The 21,808-nt window shown below is 64.5% G+C and carries 24 protein-coding genes and 1 other RNA gene; 9 read left to right on the top strand and 16 right to left on the bottom strand.

What is annotated here, in order from left to right; translation table 11 throughout:
• Positions 1-6: 6 nt before the first annotated feature.
• The 7 genes from purS to QGV55_RS00880 all read left to right on the top strand — a co-directional run bounded on the left by purS (position 7) and on the right by QGV55_RS00880 (position 6,884).
• Entirely contained in the window at positions 7-273 is a 267-nt protein-coding gene (purS, locus tag QGV55_RS00910) for a phosphoribosylformylglycinamidine synthase subunit PurS (protein ID WP_281018763.1), read from the top strand.
• Entirely contained in the window at positions 270-935 is a 666-nt protein-coding gene (gene purQ / locus QGV55_RS00905) for a phosphoribosylformylglycinamidine synthase subunit PurQ (RefSeq protein ID WP_281018764.1), read from the top strand. Before purS ends, purQ begins: the two co-directional genes overlap by 4 nt.
• Entirely contained in the window at positions 932-3,148 is a 2,217-nt protein-coding gene (gene purL, locus QGV55_RS00900; protein ID WP_281018765.1) for a phosphoribosylformylglycinamidine synthase subunit PurL, read from the top strand. The genes purQ and purL overlap by 4 nt, the downstream gene beginning before the upstream one ends.
• Before the next feature lie 48 nt (positions 3,149-3,196).
• Positions 3,197-3,430, top strand: coding sequence for a BolA family transcriptional regulator (locus QGV55_RS00895; RefSeq protein WP_281018766.1), 234 nt, complete (start codon positions 3,197-3,199; stop codon positions 3,428-3,430).
• Between the two features lie 50 nt (positions 3,431-3,480).
• Positions 3,481-3,822: a Grx4 family monothiol glutaredoxin gene (gene grxD / locus QGV55_RS00890; protein ID WP_281018767.1), complete on the top strand. Its 342-nt coding sequence runs from the start codon at positions 3,481-3,483 to the stop codon at positions 3,820-3,822.
• A gap of 43 nt (positions 3,823-3,865) precedes the next feature.
• Complete coding sequence (locus QGV55_RS00885; protein WP_281018768.1) at positions 3,866-5,065, top strand: mechanosensitive ion channel family protein; 1,200 nt, start codon at positions 3,866-3,868, stop codon at positions 5,063-5,065.
• A 238-nt stretch (positions 5,066-5,303) separates the two neighbouring features.
• Positions 5,304-6,884 (top strand): ATP-binding protein, encoded by a 1,581-nt coding sequence (locus tag QGV55_RS00880; RefSeq protein ID WP_281018769.1) that lies wholly within the window; start codon positions 5,304-5,306, stop codon positions 6,882-6,884.
• 150 nt (positions 6,885-7,034) lie between these two features.
• Here the strand turns inward: QGV55_RS00880 and rpsD are convergent, their stop codons facing one another.
• The 6 genes from rpsD to ffs form a co-directional block, all read right to left on the bottom strand.
• Positions 7,035-7,655, bottom strand: coding sequence for a 30S ribosomal protein S4 (gene rpsD, locus QGV55_RS00875; RefSeq protein WP_281018770.1), 621 nt, complete (start codon positions 7,653-7,655; stop codon positions 7,035-7,037).
• Between the two features lie 161 nt (positions 7,656-7,816).
• A complete protein-coding gene (locus QGV55_RS00870; protein WP_281018771.1) occupies positions 7,817-8,632 on the bottom strand; it encodes a division plane positioning ATPase MipZ in 816 nt (271 codons plus the stop codon).
• A gap of 39 nt (positions 8,633-8,671) precedes the next feature.
• Complete coding sequence (recR, locus tag QGV55_RS00865; RefSeq protein ID WP_281018772.1) at positions 8,672-9,265, bottom strand: recombination mediator RecR; 594 nt, start codon at positions 9,263-9,265, stop codon at positions 8,672-8,674.
• Between the two features lie 24 nt (positions 9,266-9,289).
• Complete coding sequence (locus QGV55_RS00860) at positions 9,290-9,613, bottom strand: YbaB/EbfC family nucleoid-associated protein (RefSeq protein WP_281018773.1); 324 nt, start codon at positions 9,611-9,613, stop codon at positions 9,290-9,292.
• On the bottom strand, positions 9,610-11,409 hold the full coding sequence (locus QGV55_RS00855) for a DNA polymerase III subunit gamma/tau (protein WP_281018774.1): 1,800 nt from the start codon (positions 11,407-11,409) through the stop codon (positions 9,610-9,612). Before QGV55_RS00855 ends, QGV55_RS00860 begins: the two co-directional genes overlap by 4 nt.
• A gap of 70 nt (positions 11,410-11,479) precedes the next feature.
• An RNA gene (gene ffs, locus QGV55_RS00850) (signal recognition particle sRNA small type) lies at positions 11,480-11,577 on the bottom strand.
• 121 nt (positions 11,578-11,698) lie between these two features.
• On the opposite strand from ffs, the gene QGV55_RS00845 reads away from it, so the two are divergent.
• A complete protein-coding gene (locus QGV55_RS00845; RefSeq protein ID WP_281018775.1) occupies positions 11,699-11,953 on the top strand; it encodes a hypothetical protein in 255 nt (84 codons plus the stop codon).
• 66 nt (positions 11,954-12,019) lie between these two features.
• Here QGV55_RS00845 and QGV55_RS00840 read toward each other — a convergent pair whose 3' ends face one another.
• Both QGV55_RS00840 and QGV55_RS00835 read right to left on the bottom strand, forming a co-directional pair.
• Entirely contained in the window at positions 12,020-12,919 is a 900-nt protein-coding gene (locus tag QGV55_RS00840) for a DMT family transporter (protein WP_281018776.1), read from the bottom strand.
• Between the two features lie 169 nt (positions 12,920-13,088).
• The gene (locus QGV55_RS00835; protein ID WP_281018777.1) at positions 13,089-14,228 is read right to left on the bottom strand and encodes an EAL domain-containing protein; all 1,140 of its coding nucleotides are present in this window, start codon (positions 14,226-14,228) and stop codon (positions 13,089-13,091) included.
• A gap of 71 nt (positions 14,229-14,299) precedes the next feature.
• Here QGV55_RS00835 and QGV55_RS00830 point away from each other — a divergent pair, with 71 nt between their 5' ends.
• Positions 14,300-14,878, top strand: coding sequence for a glutathione peroxidase (locus QGV55_RS00830; RefSeq protein ID WP_281018778.1), 579 nt, complete (start codon positions 14,300-14,302; stop codon positions 14,876-14,878).
• Between the two features lie 49 nt (positions 14,879-14,927).
• Here QGV55_RS00830 and trmFO read toward each other — a convergent pair whose 3' ends face one another.
• From trmFO to QGV55_RS00790, 8 genes are all read right to left on the bottom strand, one after another.
• A complete protein-coding gene (gene trmFO, locus QGV55_RS00825) occupies positions 14,928-16,292 on the bottom strand; it encodes a methylenetetrahydrofolate--tRNA-(uracil(54)-C(5))-methyltransferase (FADH(2)-oxidizing) TrmFO (protein ID WP_281018779.1) in 1,365 nt (454 codons plus the stop codon).
• The gene (locus QGV55_RS00820; RefSeq protein WP_281018780.1) at positions 16,289-16,678 is read right to left on the bottom strand and encodes a hypothetical protein; all 390 of its coding nucleotides are present in this window, start codon (positions 16,676-16,678) and stop codon (positions 16,289-16,291) included. Before QGV55_RS00820 ends, trmFO begins: the two co-directional genes overlap by 4 nt.
• On the bottom strand, positions 16,669-17,598 hold the full coding sequence (locus QGV55_RS00815) for a lipid kinase (protein ID WP_281018781.1): 930 nt from the start codon (positions 17,596-17,598) through the stop codon (positions 16,669-16,671). Before QGV55_RS00815 ends, QGV55_RS00820 begins: the two co-directional genes overlap by 10 nt.
• Positions 17,599-17,639: 41 nt before the next feature.
• A complete protein-coding gene (locus tag QGV55_RS00810) occupies positions 17,640-18,191 on the bottom strand; it encodes an HNH endonuclease (RefSeq protein ID WP_281018782.1) in 552 nt (183 codons plus the stop codon).
• Between the two features lie 209 nt (positions 18,192-18,400).
• Positions 18,401-18,880: a nuclear transport factor 2 family protein gene (locus QGV55_RS00805; RefSeq protein WP_281018783.1), complete on the bottom strand. Its 480-nt coding sequence runs from the start codon at positions 18,878-18,880 to the stop codon at positions 18,401-18,403.
• Between the two features lie 26 nt (positions 18,881-18,906).
• Positions 18,907-20,064, bottom strand: a complete 1,158-nt coding sequence (gene argE / locus QGV55_RS00800) for an acetylornithine deacetylase (RefSeq protein ID WP_281018784.1) — start codon at positions 20,062-20,064, stop codon at positions 18,907-18,909.
• A 52-nt stretch (positions 20,065-20,116) separates the two neighbouring features.
• Positions 20,117-21,190 carry a phosphotransferase family protein gene (locus QGV55_RS00795; protein WP_281018785.1) on the bottom strand — a complete coding sequence of 358 codons (1,074 nt, stop codon included), beginning with the start codon at positions 21,188-21,190 and terminating at the stop codon, positions 20,117-20,119.
• A 106-nt stretch (positions 21,191-21,296) separates the two neighbouring features.
• A complete protein-coding gene (locus QGV55_RS00790) occupies positions 21,297-21,752 on the bottom strand; it encodes a GatB/YqeY domain-containing protein (protein ID WP_281018786.1) in 456 nt (151 codons plus the stop codon).
• Between the last annotated feature and the right edge of the window lie 56 nt (positions 21,753-21,808).

The following is a 21,808-nucleotide window of genomic DNA, read 5'->3' as shown; positions in this document are numbered from 1 at the left end:
GGGCCGATGCAGGCACGGGTTTTTGTCACGCTGAAGAACGGGGTGCTCGACCCCCAGGGCAAGGCGATCGAACATGCCCTGCGCGGGCTCGGTCACGACGGGGTGGAGAAGGTCCGTCAGGGCAAGATGTTCGAGATCGAGCTGGCGGATACGGATGCCGCCGCTGCCGAACAGCGCCTGAAGGTCATGTGCGAGCGACTGCTGGCAAATACGGTAATCGAGAACTACCGCATCGAGATCGGCGGGGAAGGCCAGGGCACGGGCGCATCATGAAATCGGCAGTGATCGTCTTTCCGGGCAGCAATTGTGACCGGGACGCCGCCGTGGCGCTGCACCAGGCATCGGGAAAACCCCCGGCCATGGTCTGGCACGGTGACAGCGACCTGCCCGATCTGGACCTGGTCGTCCTGCCCGGCGGCTTCAGCTATGGCGATTATCTGCGGGTCGGTGCCATCGCGGCACTGAGTCCGATCATGGCCGCCGTCGTGCGCCATGCGGAGCGGGGCGGCGCGGTCTTCGCCATCTGCAACGGTTTCCAGATGGCCTGCGAGGCGGGACTGCTGCCCGGGGTGCTGATGAACAATGCCGCCGGAAAGTATGTCTGCCGCCATGTCGCGATGCGCGTCGAGGATACGCAGAGCCCCTTCACCGCCGGTTATCAGGCAGCGCAGCGCATCTCCATTCCCGTGGCGCATCACGACGGCAACTACTTCGCCGATGAGGCGACGCTGGACCGGCTGGAGGGTGAGGGTCTGGTGGCCTTCCGCTACGACAACGACAATCCGAACGGGTCCTGCCGCGACATCGCGGGGATCCTGTCCGCGAACCGGCGCGTGCTCGGCATGATGCCGCATCCGGAGCGGGCGGCGGACCCGGATCTGGGCGGCACGGACGGCGCCGCCATGTTCCGGTCACTTGTGGAGACCCTGGCATGAGTACCGATCCCGACAGCATCGAGATCACGCCGGAGATCGTGGCCGAGCATGGCCTGACCGCGGAGGAATATGACCGGGTGAAGAGTGCCCTCGGCCGGGAACCGAACCTGACCGAACTGGGCATCTTTTCCGTCATGTGGTCGGAGCACTGTTCCTACAAGTCGTCACGGGTCTGGCTGAAGACCCTGCCGACGGAAGCCCCCTGGGTGATCTGCGGACCGGGTGAGAATGCCGGCATCATCGACATTGGCGACGGCGACGCCGCGATCTTCAAGATGGAGAGCCACAACCACCCGTCCTTCATCGAGCCCTATCAGGGCGCGGCGACAGGCGTGGGTGGCATCATGCGCGATGTCTTCACCATGGGCGCCCGCCCGGTGGCCAACATGAACGCGCTGCGCTTCGGTGCACCGGATCACCAGAAGACGCGGCAACTGGTCAGCGGTGTCGTTGCCGGCATCGGCGGCTATGGCAACTGCATGGGCGTGCCGACGGTGGGCGGGGAGGTGAACTTCGACCCTGCCTACAATGGCAACATCCTGGTCAACGCCATGTGTGTCGGGCTGGCAAAGACCGACCGCATCTTCTATTCGGCTGCGGCGGGCATCGGCAATCCGGTGGTCTACGTCGGCTCCCGCACCGGTCGCGATGGCATCCACGGCGCCACCATGGCCTCCGCCGAGTTCGACGACCAGTCGGAGGAGAAACGCCCCACGGTGCAGGTCGGAGACCCGTTCACCGAGAAGCTGCTGCTGGAAGCCTGTCTGGAACTGATGGCCACGGACGCCATCGTCGCCATTCAGGACATGGGCGCGGCAGGCCTGACCTGTTCGTCAGTCGAGATGGCGGACAAGGGTGGTGTCGGGCTGGAACTGGACCTGGACAAGGTGCCCCAGCGCGAAACCAACATGAGCGCCTACGAGATCATGCTGTCCGAAAGCCAGGAACGCATGCTGATGGTGCTGGAACCGGGGCAGGAGGATGTGGCCCGCGCGATCTTCGCCAAGTGGGGTGTCGAGTTCGCCGTCGTCGGCCATCTGACCGATACGGGTCGCTTCACCCTGAAGCAGGGCGGCAGGATCGTCGGCGACATCCCCGTGCGACCGCTGGTCGATGACGCCCCGGCCTACGAGCGCCCGTGGCAGCAGACGGAAAAGCGTGCGCCCCTCGCCCCGGCCGATGCTCCGGCACCGAATGACATGGCCGATGCGCTGATGCGCCTGGTCGGCGGCTTCGACGGCTGCTCACGCCGCTGGATCTGGGAACAGTACGACCACATGGTCATGGCCGACACCATCGCCTGGCCCGGCGGTGACGCGGCACTGGTCCGGGTGCACGGCACCAACAAGGCGCTGGCGATCTCCACGGATGTCACCCCGCGCTATTGCTTCGCCGATCCTGTCGAGGGGGGCCGCCAGGCCGTCGCCGAATGCTGGCGCAACATCACGGCTGTCGGCGCCACGCCGATGGCGATCACCGATTGCCTCAACTTCGGCAACCCGGAGCGCCCGGAGATCATGGGCCAGTTCGTGGGCTGCATCGAGGGGATGCGCGAAGCCTGCGAGACACTGCAGTTCCCGGTCATTTCCGGCAATGTCTCCCTCTACAACGAAACCAATGGCGTCGGAATCCTGCCCACACCCGCCATCGGTGGTGTCGGCCTGCTGAAGGATGCGAGCCAGCGTGTTGGCGTGGCATTCCCGGCGGCGGGCCAGACCATCGTGCTGCTGGGGGAAACCCGTGGCCATCTGGGCCAGAGCCTGTATCTGCGCGATATCCTGACCCGCGCCGAGGGGCCACCCCCGCCGGTCGATCTGGCGCAGGAGCGGCGCACCGGGGACGTGGTCCGCGGCATGATCCGCAGCGGACTGGCGACAGCCTGCCACGACCTGTCGGACGGCGGGCTGGCGGTGGCGCTTGCCGAGATGGCCATGGCAGGCGGGATCGGTGCCCGCATCGACCTGCCGGAATCGGATGTGGCCCCTCACGCTTTCCTGTTCGGAGAAGATCAGGCACGATACCTCGTGACTGTGACGAATCCGGATGTGATCCTGGCAATGGCTGAGGCCAGCGGCGTGAAGGCGACAATCCTGGGTGAAACCGGTGGCGCCGAGTTGACTGTCAGCGGTTGCCTGACCATATCCGTCGCGGCATTGCGGGATGCGCACGAACGTACGTTGCCGGAGCACATGGCGGCTGCGGTCGCTTCCTGACAGTGCCGACGGCACCTGAACGACGAACCGAGCTGATGGAGGAATGACATGGCAATGGACCCGGGCGAGATCGAGGCCCTGATCCGAGATGCCCTGCCGGACGCGGAGGTGACGATCACCGACCTCGCCGGCGATGGCGATCACTATGCTGCCCATGTCATCTCCAGTGCTTTCACGGGCAAGTCCCGCGTTCAGCAGCATCAGCTGGTCTACAAGGCCCTGCGCGGACGGATGGGGGAAGAGCTTCATGCCCTGGCCCTGCAGACGTCCGCACCTGCCTGAGACCAATCCCCCCATCCTACGGCACATTTTTTCCGAGAAGGATCAGACACATGACTGACACGGCCACCAGGGACCGCATCGATGCGGAAGTAAAGGCAAACGAAGTCGTCCTGTTCATGAAGGGCACGCCGGTTTTTCCGCAGTGCGGTTTCTCCGCCGCGACGGTGCAGATCCTGAGCTACTTCGGCGTCAAGTTTTCCTCCGTCAACGTGCTGGAGGATGCCGACATCCGCCAGGGCATCAAGGAGTACTCCGACTGGCCGACCATCCCGCAGCTCTACGTGAAGGGTGAGTTCGTCGGCGGCTGCGACATCGTTCGCGAGATGGCCGAATCCGGCGAGCTGCCGCAGCTGTTCCGTGAAAAGGGCGTCGCCTTCACCGAAGCAGCCTGATACACCGAGTCCTGATCGAACGAAGCGGGACTGAGGGACAGCAATGAGTGAGCTTGGCCAGTTCTGGGCCCAGGTACGTGAGGTCTGGGACCAGGGTGCCTTTGGCGTCGAGGCCGACAGGATCATCGTCGCCATCGTGGTCTTCATGGCCTTCGTGGTGCTGCGGGGACTGGTCAGCGGCTTCCTGCTGAACATGCTGGAGCGTCTGGTGGGGCGCAGCAGCAACCGCTTTGACGACGAACTCGTCGTCGCCCTCAGTGGTCCGATCCGCTTCGTCTTCCTTGTCGTCGGTCTGTTTCTGGCGAGCCGCGTCGCGCCCCTGCCGGACGAGATCGACGCGGCGATGGCCAAGGTGGTGCGGTCCCTGATCGCCTTCACCATCTTCTGGACCTTCTATCGTTGCGTCGGCCCGCTTTCGTTCGTGCTTGACCGGGCGATCACGTCCGTCGGCGGCGAGGGCATGGCGTCGACCCTGAAGAATTTCGCCGTCCGGCTGATCCGCGTCATCATCACCGTGCTGGGGGCCGCCGCGATCCTGCAGGAGTGGGATTTCAACATCGGCGCGGTGCTCGGTGGCCTCGGCCTGATCGGCATGGCCGTCGCCTTCGGCGCGCAGAACCTGATCTCCAACCTGTTCGGCGGCGTCGCGATCTTCGTCGACAAGATCTTTGTCGAAGGTGAATGGATCAAGACAACGGACGTCGAAGGCACCGTCGAGACCGTCGGTTTCCGTACCACGAAGATCCGCCGGTTCGACAAGGCACTGGTCACCGTGCCGAACTCGGATCTGGCCGACAATGCCGTGACCAATTTCTCCCGCATGACGAACCGCCGGATCTACTGGATGGTCGGGCTGGAGTACCGGACGACCAACGACCAGCTGAAACAGGTGGTGGACGGACTGAACGACTATATCCGCGGCAACGACGACTTCGAGACCGATCCAGCCAAGGTATCGACGCTGATCCACGCAGACAGCTTCAACAGTTCCTCCATCGACATCATGCTCTACTGCTTCACCACGACGACGAAGTGGGCCGAGTGGATGAAGGTGAAGGAAGAACTGCTCTATCACCTGAAGACACTGGTGGAAGACGCCGGTACCAGCTTTGCGTTCCCGTCATCGTCGATCTATGTCGAGACCATGCCCTTCGGCACACCGGAGTCCGTACCGGCCCGCAACGAGGACGGTTCGCAACGGATGCCGGCCAGTGACAGGGGACCGGTTGTCGAGAAGGAATAGCCCCGTCACGGCGAGGTCGCCAGGGCCTGCCGGGCACCGGGAACTGCCCATTCCCAGGGTCCCGGAGATCTCTTCCGCACCTGTGCCGGCCCGCACAGCGGCCATCCCCGCATAGCGGTCGCGACCGGGTCCCCGGGCGCTGCGGCACGGGGCAAGGAAAAAGCCAGCGTCCCTGAACACTTCATTAAGCCGGACATGACAGGCTCGTGCATCTCGTTCCGATATGCGTGCAAAGCCCATGTCATACCGACCATTCTGGCTGCAGGTTGTCCGCGACACGGTTGACCGCCATGTGCTGCAGCGCATGGCCCGACGACCGCTGGCAAGCGCCTCGATGTTTCTGGTCACAGGAGTGATCCTGACCGGAATCCTCTCCTGGCAGGTCCTCGACAATCTGAGAACCCGCACGGCGACCGAGACCGCCCGCACCTACGCGGCCTCGCTGGAAATGGTCCGCGACTACTACACACAGGAAATCGTCCCCCGGGCGAAGGAAGCCGGCGCGGAAGTCCGTCACGACTACCGCAAGGTTCCGGGTGCGATCCCGATGCCCGCAACCGTCTCGATCGAACTGGGCCAGTGGATTGATCCCCGCATGCACTTCTACAGCCCCTGGCCCTATCCCTATCGCGAAGACGGGGGACCGAGAGACGATTTCGAGAGACGTGCCATTGCGGCACTGCAGGACTCCGACAGCAAGCCCATCATTCAGGTCAATGCCGGGTTGACCGGGGGCGTGCTGCGCTATGCGGAGCCGGTCGTGATGCGCGCGGGCTGCGTCGGCTGCCACAACAACGACCCTCTTTCGCCCAGACAGGACTGGGTCACGGGCGAGGTCGGCGGTGTCCAGGCCGTCTCGGTCACGCTGCCTGCCCTTCTGCCGGGCTTCGGCACCGGTGTTGTCAGACCGGACATGCCCACGACCCTGACCATGATCGGTCTGCTCGTGGGCCTGCTTGGCGTGACCGGGCTGCTGTTCCTGCTGCTGCGGCGGCTCAACCGGTCCCTGCGCGCGGCGGCAAGCCGCAACCAGCGCCTCTCGATCGCGCGGGAAGCCGCGGAGAATGCGAATGCCAGCAAGACCCGCATCATGTCCAACATCAGTCACGAACTGCGCACCCCGCTGAACGCCATCATCGGATTCTCCGAGATGATCTCGCATGAGGCGCTCGGCAGTGTCGGCAATCCCCGCTATCGCGACTATGCCGCTGATATCCATGACAGCGGCGAGCGGCTGCTGGCCATCATCGAGAACATGGTCAGCTTCGCGGAGATCGACTCGGGACGCGTTTCCCTGATCGATGCCGAGATCGAACTGGCAGGCGAACTTGAACGTGTCCGGTCGATGATGGCCCCGCTCTCCAGCGCCCACCCCCACCCCATCTCCATCGTCATTCCGCCGGTGTTCCCGGCACTGCGCATGGACCGGAGAGCCCTGCGGTCCATCCTGGCCAACCTGCTGGCCAACGCTGTGCAGTACTCGGGCGAGGGTGCGGAGATCTGGCTCATCGCCAGCCATCACGCGGACGGTGTCACCATTGAAGTGCGTGACAATGGGGTCGGAATCGCGCCGGGCGATCTGAAACGCATCATGAAGCCCTTTGAACGTGTCGGCGATCCGTCCCTCGCCAATGTGGAGGGGATCGGTCTCGGACTGAGCATTGCCCAGGAAATGGCTGCGCTGCACGGCGCCGGCATCACGCTGGAGAGCACGCCCCTGAAGGGCACCGTTGCAAGCCTGAACGTGCCGTCGGCACGTGTCATCACAGCCGGTTCCGCCGATTCCCCCGGCCTGGCCAGAGCGTCAACGCCCGCCTGACCGCATTGCACCTGCAGACGAGGTCCGGGGCCGCGCCAGGCCCCATCCCCGCTTCGCACGACGACCGCAGCCGTCCGTCCCGAAACGCAGAACGGCGCCGCTCCCGCGACGCCGTTCCGGATTCTTCAGTGTCGGCCCGCAGGCCCCTGATCAGCGCGAGTAATACTCGATGACCAGGTTGGGTTCCATCTGCACCGGATAAGGCACATCGGCCAGCTTCGGCACCCGGATGAACTCACCGCGCAGCTTCTCGTGATCGACGTTGATGTAGTCCGGGACCTCACGCTCGACCGAGTCGACCGCTTCCAGGATCAGCCCCATCTCCCGCGACTTCTCGCGAACCTCGATCACATCGCCTTCCTTGCAGCGATAGCTCGGGATGTTCACGCGGCGGCCGTTGACCTTCACATGGCCATGATTGACGAACTGACGCGCGGCAAAGACCGTCGGTACCAGCTTCATCCGGTAGACCACGGCGTCCAGACGCGACTCCAGCAGGCCGATCAGGTTCTCGGAGGTATCACCGCGGCGACGCACTGCCTCGCCGTAGATACGACGGAACTGCTTCTCGGTGATGCTGCCGTAGTAGCCCTTCAGCTTCTGCTTCGCGCGCAGGTGCAGGCCGAAGTCGGAAACCTTCTTCCGCTTGCCGGTCTGGCCATGCTGGCCCGGACCGTAGTCGCGCCGGTTCACCGGGCTCTTCGGACGACCCCAGAGGTTTTCGCCCATCCGGCGATCGATCTTGTACTTCGCACTAATCCGCTTTGACATCAGCTATCCGGTGCCCGTTCTGTGTAAAATTCTGTTCCCGTATTCAAACAGGAAAACGCGGCCAAAAAGCACTTTGACCGCGGAGCCGGACGTATAGGGGCCGCCCGTTATCCTGTCAACGCCTGAATCGGCGGTGCCGCCAACCTCGATGCCCGGACCGGTCAGGCCGGGACTGCTTCCGCCGACGCCGGCATTTCCAGGTTCAGTGAATCCATCAGGTCACGCAGTTCCTGACGTGCCGCCAGATGCGACATGGTCACATCCACCCCGGATCCGTCCGCCATCACGTCCAGCAGGGTCAGACCATCCAGGAACAGTTCCCTGTATATCACGCGCTCCGTCAGGCCCGGCACGACACGATAGCCGATACGCTCCGCCAGCCGCTCCAGGACGTCCCCCACGCGGCGCTTGTTGCGGGCATCCAGATGGGACAGGCGGTTGCGCAGCACGACCCAGTCGATCGATCCACGGTCCCGCAGCATGCGGCGCTTCTTCTCCTCCCAGACCATCTCGGCGTAGCGGCTGGGACGCCGGATGTCGAAGCTCTCCGGTTCGACATCGGCCAGATTGTCCAGGTCGATGAAACTGTCGTTCAGCGGCGTGATCAGCGTATCGGCGAAATTGTGGCCCAGGCGGCTGAGCGGGTTGTCGTGGCCGGGGCAGTCGATCACCACGAAGTCGTTGAAGGGTGCCAGTTGCTGCAGCGCGCTGAAGAAGGCCTGCGCATCCTTCTCGGCATCGCCGCTGGCGGCCACGGTCTGATGCGCCGGCCATGCCAGCGCAATGCCCTTCCGGGTGGCTGTTGCCCTGCGGTTCTCCACATAGCGGGTCAGCGTCCCCTGCCGGGCATCCAGGTCGACGGAGCCAACCCTGCAGCCCCGATGCAGCAGGGACACGATGATATGCATCGCGGTGGTGGACTTGCCGGTACCGCCCTTCTCGTTGCCGATGACGATGGCATGTGCGCTGGACGCCATGATTGCTCCGTACTCAGGAATGGTTCAGATGATTGAGGTTCAGATCGGCTTGCGGCTCGACAGCGCTGTCAGCAGCGTTCCGTCGTCCAGATAGTCCAGTTCGCCGCCAACCGGCAGGCCGCGCGCCAGCCGTGTGATGCTGACGCCGCTGTCCGCCAGCCGGTCTGTCAGATAATGGGCCGTGGTCTGGCCGTCCACGGTCGCATTGGTCGCAAGAATGATCTCCGAGACATCGGCAGCCATGGCCCGGACCATCAGGGATTCGAGATTCAGATCCTCCGGCGTCACGCCGTCCAGCGCCGACAGCACACCACCAAGCACGTGATACCGGCCCCGGAACGCATTCGCACGCTCCAGCGCCCAGAGATCGCCGACACCCTCGACGACGCAAATCACGCTGTGATCCCGGCGCGGATCGACACAGATGGCACAGGGGTCGGAGGTATCGATGTTGCCGCAGGTGGTGCAGATCCGCACGGCCGCCGCCGTCGCCGACAGCGCCTCCGCCAGCGGCTCCATCACCGTTTCCCGCTTCTGTATCATGTGCAGTGCGGCTCGGCGCGCGGACCGCGGGCCAAGCCCCGGCAGCTTCGACAGCAGACGGATCAGCCGCTCGACATCATTGCCGGCCATGGCACCCCACCCTGTGCGTGGGCATCAGAACGGCAGCTTCATGCCCGGTGGCAGTTCCAGTCCGCCTGTCAGCTCGCCCATCTTCTCCTGCGTTGCCGCGTCGGCCTTGGTGCGGGCGTCGTTGTGGGCAGCGGTGATGAGGTCCTCCAGCACTTCCGGATCCTGCGGATCGATCAGGGTGGGGTCGATCTTGATCCCTCGCATGCGGCCCTTGGCAGTCAGGGTGACACGCACCATGCCCGCAGCGGACTCACCCTCGACCTCCAGCGTCTCCAGTTCCGCCTGCGCCCGCTCCATGCGTTCCTGCATGGCCTTGGCCTGCTTCATCAGATTGCCGAGATTCTTCATGGTTCCTCGCTCTCATCATCCAGTGCGTCCGCGTCCATCCCGTCCGATTCGGCGGTCACGAGCGGCTTGATACCCAGCAATCGCGCTTCGGGGAAGACTTCCAGCACGGCACGCACCAGCGGATTCTCCATCTGGCGCTCCGCTGTATCGCGTTTCGTCGCCTCATCCTGCTCGTGCAGGGTCGCGGCATCCGATTCAGAGGCTATCGCGACGCTCCACTGCGACCCGAAGTGCTTTCGGATCACACGCACCAGCCGATTGGTGATGTCGGGCTGGGCCTTGTCCGTCAGCGCGATTTCCAGCCTGCCGGGACGATAGCTGACCAGCCGGACATTGTGGGTCAACTGTCCGGCCAGGTTGATCTGCCCCTGATCGGCGACCCAGGCCACCAGGGCCGGGAAATCTTCCGGCGGAGCGGGCGGGGGCGGCTGCTGCGGTTCCGGGGCCTGCGCGATCTCGACATGGGGCTCCGGCACCTCCGGTTCCGCCTGCGGGCGCGGGGCGATCCCCCCGCTGCCACGGAAGGCGACCACCGAACCACTTCCGCCCGAACCGGACGATGATGCAGACGAGGCAGGCCCTGATGAGGGCGATGGCGAAGGCGCGGACGCACCGCCCTGTACGCCCCCGGCCGAAGCGCCGCCATCCTTCAGGCGTCGCAGCAGGTCCGCCGGATCCGGCAGGTCGGCGGCATAGGCCAGGCGGATCAGGGTCATCTCGGCCGCAGCCATCGGTGCGGGGGCGATCCGGCACTCCTCCACCCCCTTCAGCAGCAGCGACCAGGCCCGGCTCAGCGCGGGCATGGAAAGGGACGCCGCCAGTTCGGCCCCCTTCTCCCGCTCCGTTCCCGAACGCGCCTCCGGCGGTTCGTGGCCAGGTGCCAGCCGTTCCGCAGACAGCCAGTGCGTGACCTCCAGCATGTCCTGCAGCACGACCTGGGCATCCGCCCCCGCGTCATGCAGTTCGCGCAGCAGCAGCAGCGCGTCACCGGCCTGCCCCCGCATCACGGCGTCATAGAGGTCCAGGACCCGCATCCGGTCCGCCAGTCCCAGCATGTCGCGTACCAGCGCCGTATCGGCCTTGCCCGCCCCGTGGGCGATGGCCTGATCGAGCAGGGAGAGGGAGTCGCGCACCGATCCCTCCGCGGCGCGGGCAATCAGTTGCAGCGCGCCCTCATCGACCTCGGCGCCCTCCTTCTCCGCGATGCCGCCCAGATGCGCGATCAGCTTGTCCGCAGGCACCCGGCGCAGATCGAAACGCTGACAGCGCGACAGCACGGTCACCGGCACCTTGCGGATCTCCGTCGTGGCGAAGATGAAGATGACGTGCTCCGGCGGCTCCTCCAGCGTCTTCAGCAACGCATTGAAGGAGTTCGACGAGAGCATGTGGACCTCGTCGATGATGTAGACCTTGGTGCGGGCCTGAACGGGCAGATAGGGCACACCGTCCAGCAGCTCCCGCATCTGCTCCACCTTGGTGCGGGACGCGGCATCCAGTTCCTGCACATCGATATGGCGGCCATCGACGATGGCACGGCAATCCTCGCAGGTGCCGCAGGGCGTCATCGTCGGGCCATCCGCCGTGCGGCAGTTCAGGGCCTTGGCGATGATGCGGGCCGTGGTGGTCTTGCCGACGCCGCGCACCCCGGTGAGCATGTATCCATGGTGCAGCCGGTTGCGCGCGATCGCATTGCCCAGCGTGCGGACCAGCGCTTCCTGCCCGATCAGTTCGTCAAAGGTCTGGGGTCGGTATTTCCGTGCGAGGACCTGGTAGGGTACAGCGTTCGTGCCGCTCATGTCCCGCGCACCTCGAATTCCCTGAATTGCAGCATCGTCATGGGCGCTGCTCGCGCGATGATGCTTCAGAAGCAGGAGGCTGCCAGATGACCCGCACCGAATTCGTTACGGCTGCTTCCTTCCGGATCTGACCGGGTTGGCGAGTGGCACGTCCACCGACAACCTCCCACGCGGGTTATGCCGTGTTTGCCCCATGGAACGCAAGAGGGTGCTAGACTTCCGTTGCAGCGGTGTGGCGTCGGCCATGCCGCAACTGTATCTTAACCCTGAACCCCCTAGGATGAAGGACATGAGAACGGTGTACAAGAACAGCCCCCGCGCAGGCTCCCACTATGTCCCCAAGGTCAAGGTGGATGCCCTGCTGCTGATGACGGATGGGACGGAGATCGAAGGCAGTGTCTTCATCCGGGCCACCGAACGCGTGCTGGACCTGCTGAATGGTCCGGGCGACTTCTTTCCCGTGCTCTGCAATCGGACTGGCGAGATCACCATCGTGAACAAGCGGGCGATCAACAACCTGAAACCGATGGACGCCAAGGACTGAGTGCAGGCCAGTGCCCGCCGGTCAAGGCAGCGATCAATCAACAAATGAAGATGTTCGGACCGGCCGTCAGTCGGCCCCGGACGATGCCAGTGCGGCAGCCTTTGCCTCCGCTGCGGCGCGCTGTTCGCGGTAGAGGATGAACAGGCCGCTGGCCATGATCACTGCCGCGCCGACCAGCATGCCGATGCCGGGAATCTCGCTGAAGAAGATCGCACCGGCGACGATGGACCAGAGCAGTTCCGTATAGACGAACGGCGCGATCATCGACGCCTCCGTCTGCTCGAACGCCTTGATCATCAGGAAATGCCCGGTGCCACCGATGAGCCCCATGCCGGCGAACATCAGCCAGTGCAGCGGCTCCGGGTCCTGCCAGATGAAGGGCAGCGGAATGGTCGCCACGACGGCACCGACAATGGCCGTGTAGAACAGGGAATTGAGCGGCGGGGCCGCGCCACGGATCAGGCGCGTCATCACCATGAAGGTGGCGTAGCAGGTCGCCATGGCCAGCGGCAGCAGCGACCAGAGGCTGAAATTGGCCTGATCGGGCCGCAGGATCGCGATGACCCCGACAAAACCGATGCCGACGGCCAGCAGACGCCTGGGTCCCACCTTCTCCTTGAGGATGAGGAAGGACATGATGGTGACCATCAGCGGCGCGACGTAGCCAATCGCCGAGACCTCGGCCATCGGCATGATGCTCAGGGACGTGAAACCGAACGCGGTTGCGGCGAAGACCACCACCGACCGGGTGATCTGCAGGCCAAGCCGCCTGGTCTTGAACAGGCTGCCGATGCGGCGCGGAAACATCAGGACAATCAGCAGCACATGAAAGAAGTACCGCGCCCAGATCACCTGCTCGATCGGATAGATCGCGGCCAGTGTCTTGGCCAGCGTCCCCATGCCGACAAACAGCACGAGGGCCAGGCAATAGAGGCCAACACCCCGGATCGGACCTTCGATACTCATGGAAAGGACCAGTCTCTGGAAGGGACCTGCGGGAGCGATTTGTTGCACTGCATCAGACATGTTCCGAAAATGCAGATATCTTCGCAACCGCACAATCGACAAGAACGCGCGAAGCCATGCGCAAATTGCATGACAACGCTAATTAATCTGTAACGTCAGAAAGTTGCAATCAGGCATCCGCGCGCATCGGGCGTGGTTCGCCGAACAGGTAGCCCTGCGCCAGCGTCAAATCATCCTCGACCAGATCCAGCACCTGATCCTCGCTCTCCACCTTGGCGGCGATCAGGACCATGCCGCGCGCGCGCAGCTTTTCCACCAGCAGGGGCAGGGGCCGGTCGGCATGCCCGAGTTGCTTCAGCACACCGACATCCACCTTGGCGAAGACCGCCCCGGCATCGACCAGGGCGAGCAGATCGATGTCCGCGCGGTCGATATTGTCGACGGAGAGGCGGAACCCGATCCGTTTCAGGCTGTCCAGATGCTCCCGGACTTTCGGTGTGGCCTGCAGCAGCCGGTCGGCTTCAAGCTCGAACACCAACCGGCTGGCGAGGTCCCGGTTGGCCACCAGGAATTCCAGAAACTGCTCGAAGAAACCTTCGTCCTCCAGCGTCGCCATGGACAGGTTGCAGAAGAAACCGAAGCTGGAATCGTCGTTGCGCCGCCGCTTCAGGGCCTGGACGCAGCGGAACAGGGAAAGGTTGTCGATCGTCGCGGTCAGCCCCGCCTGCTCCGCCACCGGCAGATACTGGCCCGGCGCGATGAGATGGTTCTCACCGTCACGCAGCCGAGTCAGACATTCGTGGAAGGCCAGACGACGCTGTGGCAATTGCACCACCGGCTGCAGGTAGAGGTCGATGCGGTTGTCCTTCAGGGCAGAAAGCACCGCCTCGATGAGGGGCTGGCCCTCCAGCTCGACCGGCCCTGCATGGCGCGGAGCACCAGAAGCCTGCCCGGCCGACGACCCGCCGGCGGCGATGCGGGCCAGCTGGGAGCGGACCATGCGCATCTCGGCCACCAGTTCCTCCTGGTCGCGATGCTTGCGCAGGCCATCCAGTTCAGCCGTCAGTTCGGCAATGGCTCCCGCCTGGCCCTCGCGTGCCGCGCGTTCCGCCTCCAGGCTGCGCATCAGCAGCCGACGTTCGAGCCGACGCGCCGCGCCCTCGCCGGACAGGACGCCAAGCGCCAGGACAAGCAGGCCGGTAAAGGCCGCGTCATACATCGACGTTTCAGGGATGAAACGGAAAGTCGCGACCCCCACGGCCCCCGCGATCAGCAGGCTGGCAAGGTGAAACAGGGTTAGCGCCGTCAACGGCATGCGATCCATAACCTTCCGGAAATCGTATAGACTCGTGCACAGTGATACCGGGATGGGGTTACGTCATGGTTAACGGAATACTGTCTTCGCGCCGTCAGCTTCTCGGCCTCGGACTGGGTCTTGCCGCCACTCTGGCCGGTGGCAGCGCGCTGCACGCCGCCGAGACCAGCGCCCATGACTTCAGCTTCACCTCGATTGACGGGACCCCGATGCCGCTCAGCCACTACCGGGGCAAGGCGATCCTGCTGGTCAATACAGCGTCGCGGTGCGGTTACACCCATCAGTACGACGGGCTGCAGGCGCTCTGGGACTCCTACCGTGACCGCGGGCTCGTGGTTCTCGGCGTACCCTCCGACGACTTCAATCAGGAACTGGACTCGGAGGCTGCGATCAAGCGCTTCTGCGCCGTGAATTTCGCCATCGACTTCCCGATGACCGAGCGCCAGACCGTCCGCGGCCGCGACGCGCATCCCCTGTACCGCTGGATCGCCGACACCCGCGGGCGCAGCGCCGCGCCGCGCTGGAACTTCTACAAGTACCTGATCACCCCGGACGGACAGATCGCGGGCAACTGGCCCAGCAGCACCGCACCGGAATCAAGCGAACTGCGCAGCGCGATCGAAGCGGTGTTGCCACAGGGCTGAGGCATGCGGTTCCAGTCATAGATCCGGGCCAGCCCTCTCCCCCTCCCGATCAGGCGGCTTCGGACACCTCGCCCAGCCAGGCCGAAAAGGCACCCAGCGCCCGGTCACTCAGCGCCTTGCGCTTCAGGCGGTGCTTGTCCCGTCCCCTGAACCGCTCTTCCAGGGGCGGAAACAGGCCGAAATTCACGTTCATCGGCTGAAAGGTCTTCGCGTCCGCGCCGCCGGTGATATGCGCATGCAGGGCACCCAGCGCGGTCTCCACGGGAGGGGCCGCGAGATCCTGTCCCAGCCGCTCCGCCGCAGCCAGCCGACCGGCGAGCAGACCGATGGCCGCGCTTTCCACATAGCCCTCGACCCCGGTGATCTGTCCTGCGAACCGCAGCCGCGGCTGGGCCTTCAGACGCAACTGCTCATCCAGCAGACGCGGACTGTTCAGGAACGTGTTGCGGTGCAGGCCGCCAAGACGGGCAAAGGTGGCGTTCTCCAGCCCCGGGATCATGCGAAAGACCTCGGTCTGCACGCCATACTTCAGCTTCGTCTGGAACCCGACCATGTTGTAGAGGGTCGCCAGCTTGTTGTCCTGGCGCAGCTGCACGACCGCATGGGGGCTGCTGCCCGTGCGCGGATCCGTCAGCCCCACCGGTTTCATCGGGCCATAGCGCAGGGTATCGACACCGCGCGATGCCATCACCTCGATCGGCAGGCAGCCCTCGAAATAGGGCGTGTTCTTCTCCCACTCCCTGAACTCGGTCTTCTCCCCATTGATCAGCGCATCCAGGAACGCGAGATACTGCGCCTCGTCCATCGGGCAATTGATGTAGTCCGCGCCATCGCCGCCGGGGCCGACCTTGTCATAGCGGGACTGGAACCAGGCCACGTCGAAATCGATCGACTCCCGGTCGATGATCGGCGCGATGGCGTCGAAGAACGCCAGCTGGTCCTCCCCCGTCAGGTCGAGCACGGCCTGGGTCAGGGCGGGCGACGTCAGGGGGCCGGTGGCCACGATGACACTGTCCCAGTCGGCAGGCGGCAGTCCGGCGACTTCGGCCCGCGAGACCGTGATCAGCGGCTCCGCCGCGATCAGGGCGCCCACGGCGTCGGAGAAGGCATGCCGGTCCACGGCCAGCGCGCCCCCGGCCGGAACCTGATTGCGGTCGGCGGCGGCCATGATCACGGATTGCGCCCGCCGCATCTCGGCATGCAGCAGGCCGACGGCATTCTGTTCGGCATCGTCGGAGCGGAAGGAGTTGGAACAGACGAGTTCCGCCAGACCCTCGGTCTGATGGGCGTCTGTCATCCGCTCCGGCCGCATCTCGTGCAGCACGACAGGCACTCCGGCCCGTGCCGCCTGCCAGGCGGCCTCCGATCCCGCAAGACCGCCACCAATGACATGAAGCGGCTTCAACTGGTTCATTTCCCGATCACCTTCCGCATCGCGTCCGCCAGGGGCCGGGCATCATCCGGCAGGTTGCCTGCGTGCTGGTCCAGCACCAGGGAGAGGTCCCTGTACCATTCGTCCCGCACGTCGGCGAGGTTGTCCACGATTGCCAGCCTGACACGCATCGCCGCAGCATCGACCAGCAGGGCCTCGTCCGACGGTGCCGAGGGAATCTCGTCCTCGTCCTCCGCCCGCTGGCGCTCGGCGAGTTCCTCCGCCAGCCGGTCCACTTCATCCGCCGGGTCGGAGAAGACATCACTGTCGATGATTTCCGATGCATGGCGCAGCCGCGCGGCCAGCCGACGGCTTGCGGCCACGATCTCGTTCAGCGCCACTTGGGCATCATTGCGTATCAGGTCCATCCGGCTTCCCTTGCAGCATTTCCTGCAGTTCCCATCGACCATGTGGGGTCCGGGACGTGAAACTCCAGCGCGCGCGGCATGATATCGAAGACAGCCGGTGTGGTCTCGACCAGTTCGCCGTCCACGTTGAGCTGCTGTTCCGGCTCCGCCTCCACCTTCAGCCAGTGCAGCCGATGGGTCCGGATATCGCGCTTGTGGCGGATCGCGCCGAACCGCAGCAGCGGCAGGACCTTCAGCATGCCCAGCGGGCCGAGGGGCCGCACGTAGAAGACATCCAGATTGCCGTCATCGATGGCCGCATCCTCGACGATCCGCATCCCGCCGCCGTAGAAAACGCCATTGCCGATGGCGAACAGGGTTGTCCGGGTCGACTTCGTCTTGCCGTCCCTGTCTGTCAGGCGCACGCGGAACGGTTTCGTGTCGCGTTGCGCATCCAGCCAGCTCACGGGGTAGCTCAACAGCTTCAGCCGCCGTTTCCGTTCCCCCGTGTGGTGGCGGGCAACGTTGGCGCTGAACCCCATGCTGGCCACGTTGAAATAGGGTCGGCCGTTCACGAGACCCAGATCGATGCGTTTCGTGCGCCCGCGCACGATCACGCCCGCCGCGTCGGCCAGGTCCGCGGGAATGCCAAGCGTCCGGGCCAGATCATTGGCGGTCCCCATCGGCAGCAGACCGACGGGACGCCCCGCATCCAGCAGGGCCTGGGCCGAATGCAGCATGGTGCCATCGCCGCCGCCGACGATGATCCGCGCGCAGTCCGGGCCACGCTCCCGGATCACTTCCGAGATCTGTTCGGGTCTGTCTGGACGCGCGAGCTGCGGCTTCAGGCCCGCTTCACGCAATACAGCCAGGGCGCGGGTGACATCGCGCCCGGCACCGCCGCCCTGTCGGTTGATGATGACCAGTGTCTCTGACTTCATGGTCCGCCCTGTATCCGGGATCGGGCGGGAAACCACAAGTGTCAGGGTTCCAGTTCGGAATCCCAGTAGAGATAGTCACGCCAGCCGTCATGCAGGTAGTTCGGCGGGAAGGCACGACCGATGCGGTTCAGGTCCTGCATGGTCGGACGCACGGGCGGGCGGTGCGGGTGCATGTTCGCGCGATCCGGCATCCGTCCCCCCTTGGCGATGTTGCACGGCGCACAGGCAGCCACGACATTCTCCCACGTCGTCCGGCCACCGGCACGGCGCGGGATCACATGATCGAAGGTCAGATCCTCGGTGGCATTGCAGTACTGGCAGCGGAACCGGTCACGCAGGAAGACATTGAACCGGGTGAATGCCGGATAGGCAGCCGGGCGCACATATTCCTTCAGCGCGATGACGCTGGGCAGCTGCATGGTCAGCGACGGGCTGGAAACCGTGCGGTCGTAGAGCTGGATGATATTGACCCGATCCAGGAATGACGCCTTCACGGCCTCCTGCCAGGGCCAGACCGATAGCGGAAAATAGGACAGCGGCCTGAAGTCGGCGTTGAGCACCAGCGCCGGGAACTTTTCAGGTCTCAGGTACATGGCACATCCATCCCCCTCGAACGCTCGATCCGCCTGAATCAACACGACCAGACACCGAAAGTGTTACCGGGTAGCCGACAAAGAGCAACCACGCAGAAACCCATATCGGGTGTGCATGTCGATTCGATGACACAATATGGCGTCCGTCGGCGCGAGAGCATGCAGGCCGGACAAGCCTGCCAGGCTGTCGCTCAGGGTACGGCTGTCGTTCAGGTATGGCGGTGCGGTGCGGCCTCGTCGCGGGCAAGCAGTTCGTCGGCCCAGCGCCGGGACCGTTTCGCCATCCGTTCCGGCTCCACCCCGAGCTGGGACATGGCGGCGGCACCATGCGCGGTCTCCCGATAACTCGCGATCATGCCATCGGCGTCGAAATGGAAGATCGACGTGCCCTCCAGCACCACGCGCCGCCCCGGATAGGCCGGCATGACGGAGGTGAAGCTGAAGAGATAGCGGGCATAGCCGACACGTCCGTCACAGACGGGATCGATCATCTGCCAGCGAAACGCCTCCGCATCCCCCCAGAAGTGGTTGTTCAGCATCTGCCCGATGGCCTCGCGCCCCTGGAAGGGTCCGTAGAGATAGTCGTTGTAGACGCCGTCCTCGGCGAACAGGGCCGCAAGCCCGGGGCCGTCATTGCTCTCCACCGCCGCGCAGAACCGCTCCAGAACCGAACTGAAATCCACCATCATCCGTGCCTCCCCCAGGGCTGTGCCGGTCAGGCCGAGATATGGGTCCGCAGACGGTCCATCAGGTCCATGCACTGGCTGATCTGATCCACATCCACGAACTCGTTGGGCTGGTGCGCCACGGCGATGTCGCCGGGTCCGCAGACCACGGTCGAAATGCCCGCAACCTGGAACACGCCGCCTTCCGTGCCATAGGACACGGTCTCGGTATCATTGCGCTGGGCCAGCAGCTTGATCAGCGTCTCGGCAGGGCCATCCTTCTCCGGGAACAGGCCCACGACCTCCGCGATCGGCTCCGTCACGATATCGGCTCCCGGTGCGACCGCCCGCATCCGGGGCAGCAGGTCCGTGTCGATGAATTCCTGCACGCGCTGCTTGATATCCGACCCGTCGTCGCCTTCGACCGCGCGGAACTCCCAGACGATCTCGCAGTCCTGGGGCACGATGTTGACCGCCGTGCCGCCATGCATCATCCCGACATGGACGGTGGTGTAGGGCGGATCGAAGTTCGGATCGACCTGCTGCTTGCGCTCCTCCGCCAGCTTCGCGATGAAACCGACAAGCTCCGCACCATAGATCACCGTGTTGACGCCCATGTGGGTCAGGGAGGAATGCACCTCCTTGCCCTTCAGTCGCGTGATGAAGGTCGCCGCGCCCTTGTGGGCATTGACGACACGCATCATCGTCGGCTCACCGACAAGGCAGATCGCGGGCTTGAAGCCCTCCGCCTCGAACAGGTCGACGATGCCGTGAACACCGAAGCAGCCGACTTCCTCGTCGTAGGAAAAGGCCAGATGCACGGGCCGCGTCAGCTTCGCCGCCACCAGATCCGGCACGGCAGCCAGCGCGCAGGCGATGAAGCCCTTCATGTCCGAAGAACCGCGCCCGAAGAGCTGGTCGCCCTTGCGCGTCAGGGTGAAGGGGGCCGTCTGCCAGTCCTGACCGTCCACGGGCACGACATCGGTATGGCCCGAAAGCACGATTCCGCCATCGACCTGCTCGCCGATGGTGGCGACCAGATTGGCCTTGCCGCCATCCGCGTCCATCACCTTGATGGAGGCAACGCCGTGTTCTTCCAGATAGGCCGCGACCCAGTCGATCAGCGGCATGTTCGAATCGCGGCTGGTCGTGTCGAACCCGACCAGCCGCTCAAGAATGCCAATGGCACTGTCAGTATGTCTGTTCATGCCTCGGGACGATAACGCCTCCGTCCCCGTTGGCAATGATCAGGTGCGCGACCTAGCCCGCCTTGATCACCTTCTCCGCCTGCGCCCAGGCGAATTCGGCCAGCGGGCGGATGCGGGCAACCTGTTCCTTCGCATGGTCGGAGGCTGCGGTCCCGTCGCGCACCCGACCCGCGATGCCCTGCAGGATCGCGGCGATACGGAACATGTTGTAGGCGAGGTAATAGTCCCAGTTGCCGATGCCGTCGCGGCCCGTGCGCTTGCAGTAGGCCTCCACGTAGGCCTGCTCCGTCGGGATGCCCAGCGCCTCCAGGTCCAGACCGCCGATACCCCGGAACAGCCCCGGCGGCAGGCGCCAGCTCATCACGTGGTAGGCAAAGTCGGCCAGCGGGTCACCAAGGGTCGAGATTTCCCAGTCCAGCACCGCAACGATGCGCGGCTCCGTCGGGTGGAACATCAGGTTGTCGAGGCGATAGTCGCCATGCACCACCGTGGTGGAATCGGAGTCCGGCACATTCTCCGGCAGCCATTCCATCAGCCGGTCCATTTCCGGAATCGTGTCTGTCTCCGACAGCTTGTACTGCTTCGACCAGCGGCTGACCTGGCGCAGCACGTAGTTGCCGGGCCGACCGAAGTCCTCCAGCCCCACCGCCTTGTAGTCGACCGAATGCAGCCGGGCGATGACGTCGTTCATGGCATCGTAGTAGGGGGCGCGTTCGCTGCGCTCCAGATGCTCCAGGCTCTGGTCCCAGATCACCCGGCCCTCGACCAGATCCATGACGTAGAAGATCGTGCCGATGACGTCCTCGTCCTCGCACAGGCACCAGGTCTTCGCGACCGGTACGTCCGTGTGGGCGCCAAGGGCGGTCAGGACCTTGTATTCACGATCCACCGCGTGTGCGGAGGGCAGCAGCTTTCCCGGCGGCTTGCGGCGCAGCACGAATTCGCGCCCACCCGCGCGCAGGGCATAGGTCGGATTCGACTGTCCGCCCTTGAACTGGCGCACCTGCAGGTCGCCACTGAAACCGTCGATGTTTTCCTTCAGGTATGCCGCGAGCGCGCCTTCATCGAAACGAAAGCGCTCATCGACCTCCTTCGTGCCGGAGAACATGCTGCTTGGATCGCTCATTCGTCTTCCTCCCCCGAGAAACCGGAGAATCAGTTACAGCACATCCGGCGGGGGGCGGCAATCGGGCGAACCATGCCACTGGCGCGACGCAGCCGCCGGACGACCCTCAGGTCAGCAACTGTTTCATGGTCTGGCTGGCACGGCCCATGTCGACACGACCGGCGTAGCGATCCTTCAGCACGCCCATGCAGCGTCCCATGTCCTTCAGGCCGGTGGCACCGAGTTCCTGTTTCACCTTCGCGGCGACCTCCGCCACCTCGTCCGCAGAGAGCTGTTTCGGCAGGTAGCCTTCGATCACCGCAATCTCGGCCTGCTCCTGTTCCGCCAGGTCCATCCGCGCGCCTTCTTCGTACATGCGGATCGAATCTCGCCGCTGTTTCACCATCTTGGCCATGATCAGCCGGATCTGCTCATCGGTGATCTCATTGTCTCCGCCTTCCGCGCGGTCGACGATCTCCTGCTCCTTCACCGCGGCGAGGATCAGGCGCAGGGTTCCCATGCGTCGGGTGTCCTTGTCACGCATCGCGGACTTCAGATCTTCGTTCAGTTGCTGTCGCAACATCGGCAAGCTCCTATCAACAGGAGGCGGACTCTAGACCAAAATGCCGCAATCAGCAA

This window comes from Minwuia sp. IMCC3009 (assembly GCF_029909415.1).
Classification (GTDB): domain Bacteria; phylum Pseudomonadota; class Alphaproteobacteria; order Minwuiales; family Minwuiaceae; genus Minwuia.
Note: the sequence above shows the minus strand (reverse complement) of the source record. Positions and strands in the feature narration are given on the sequence as shown.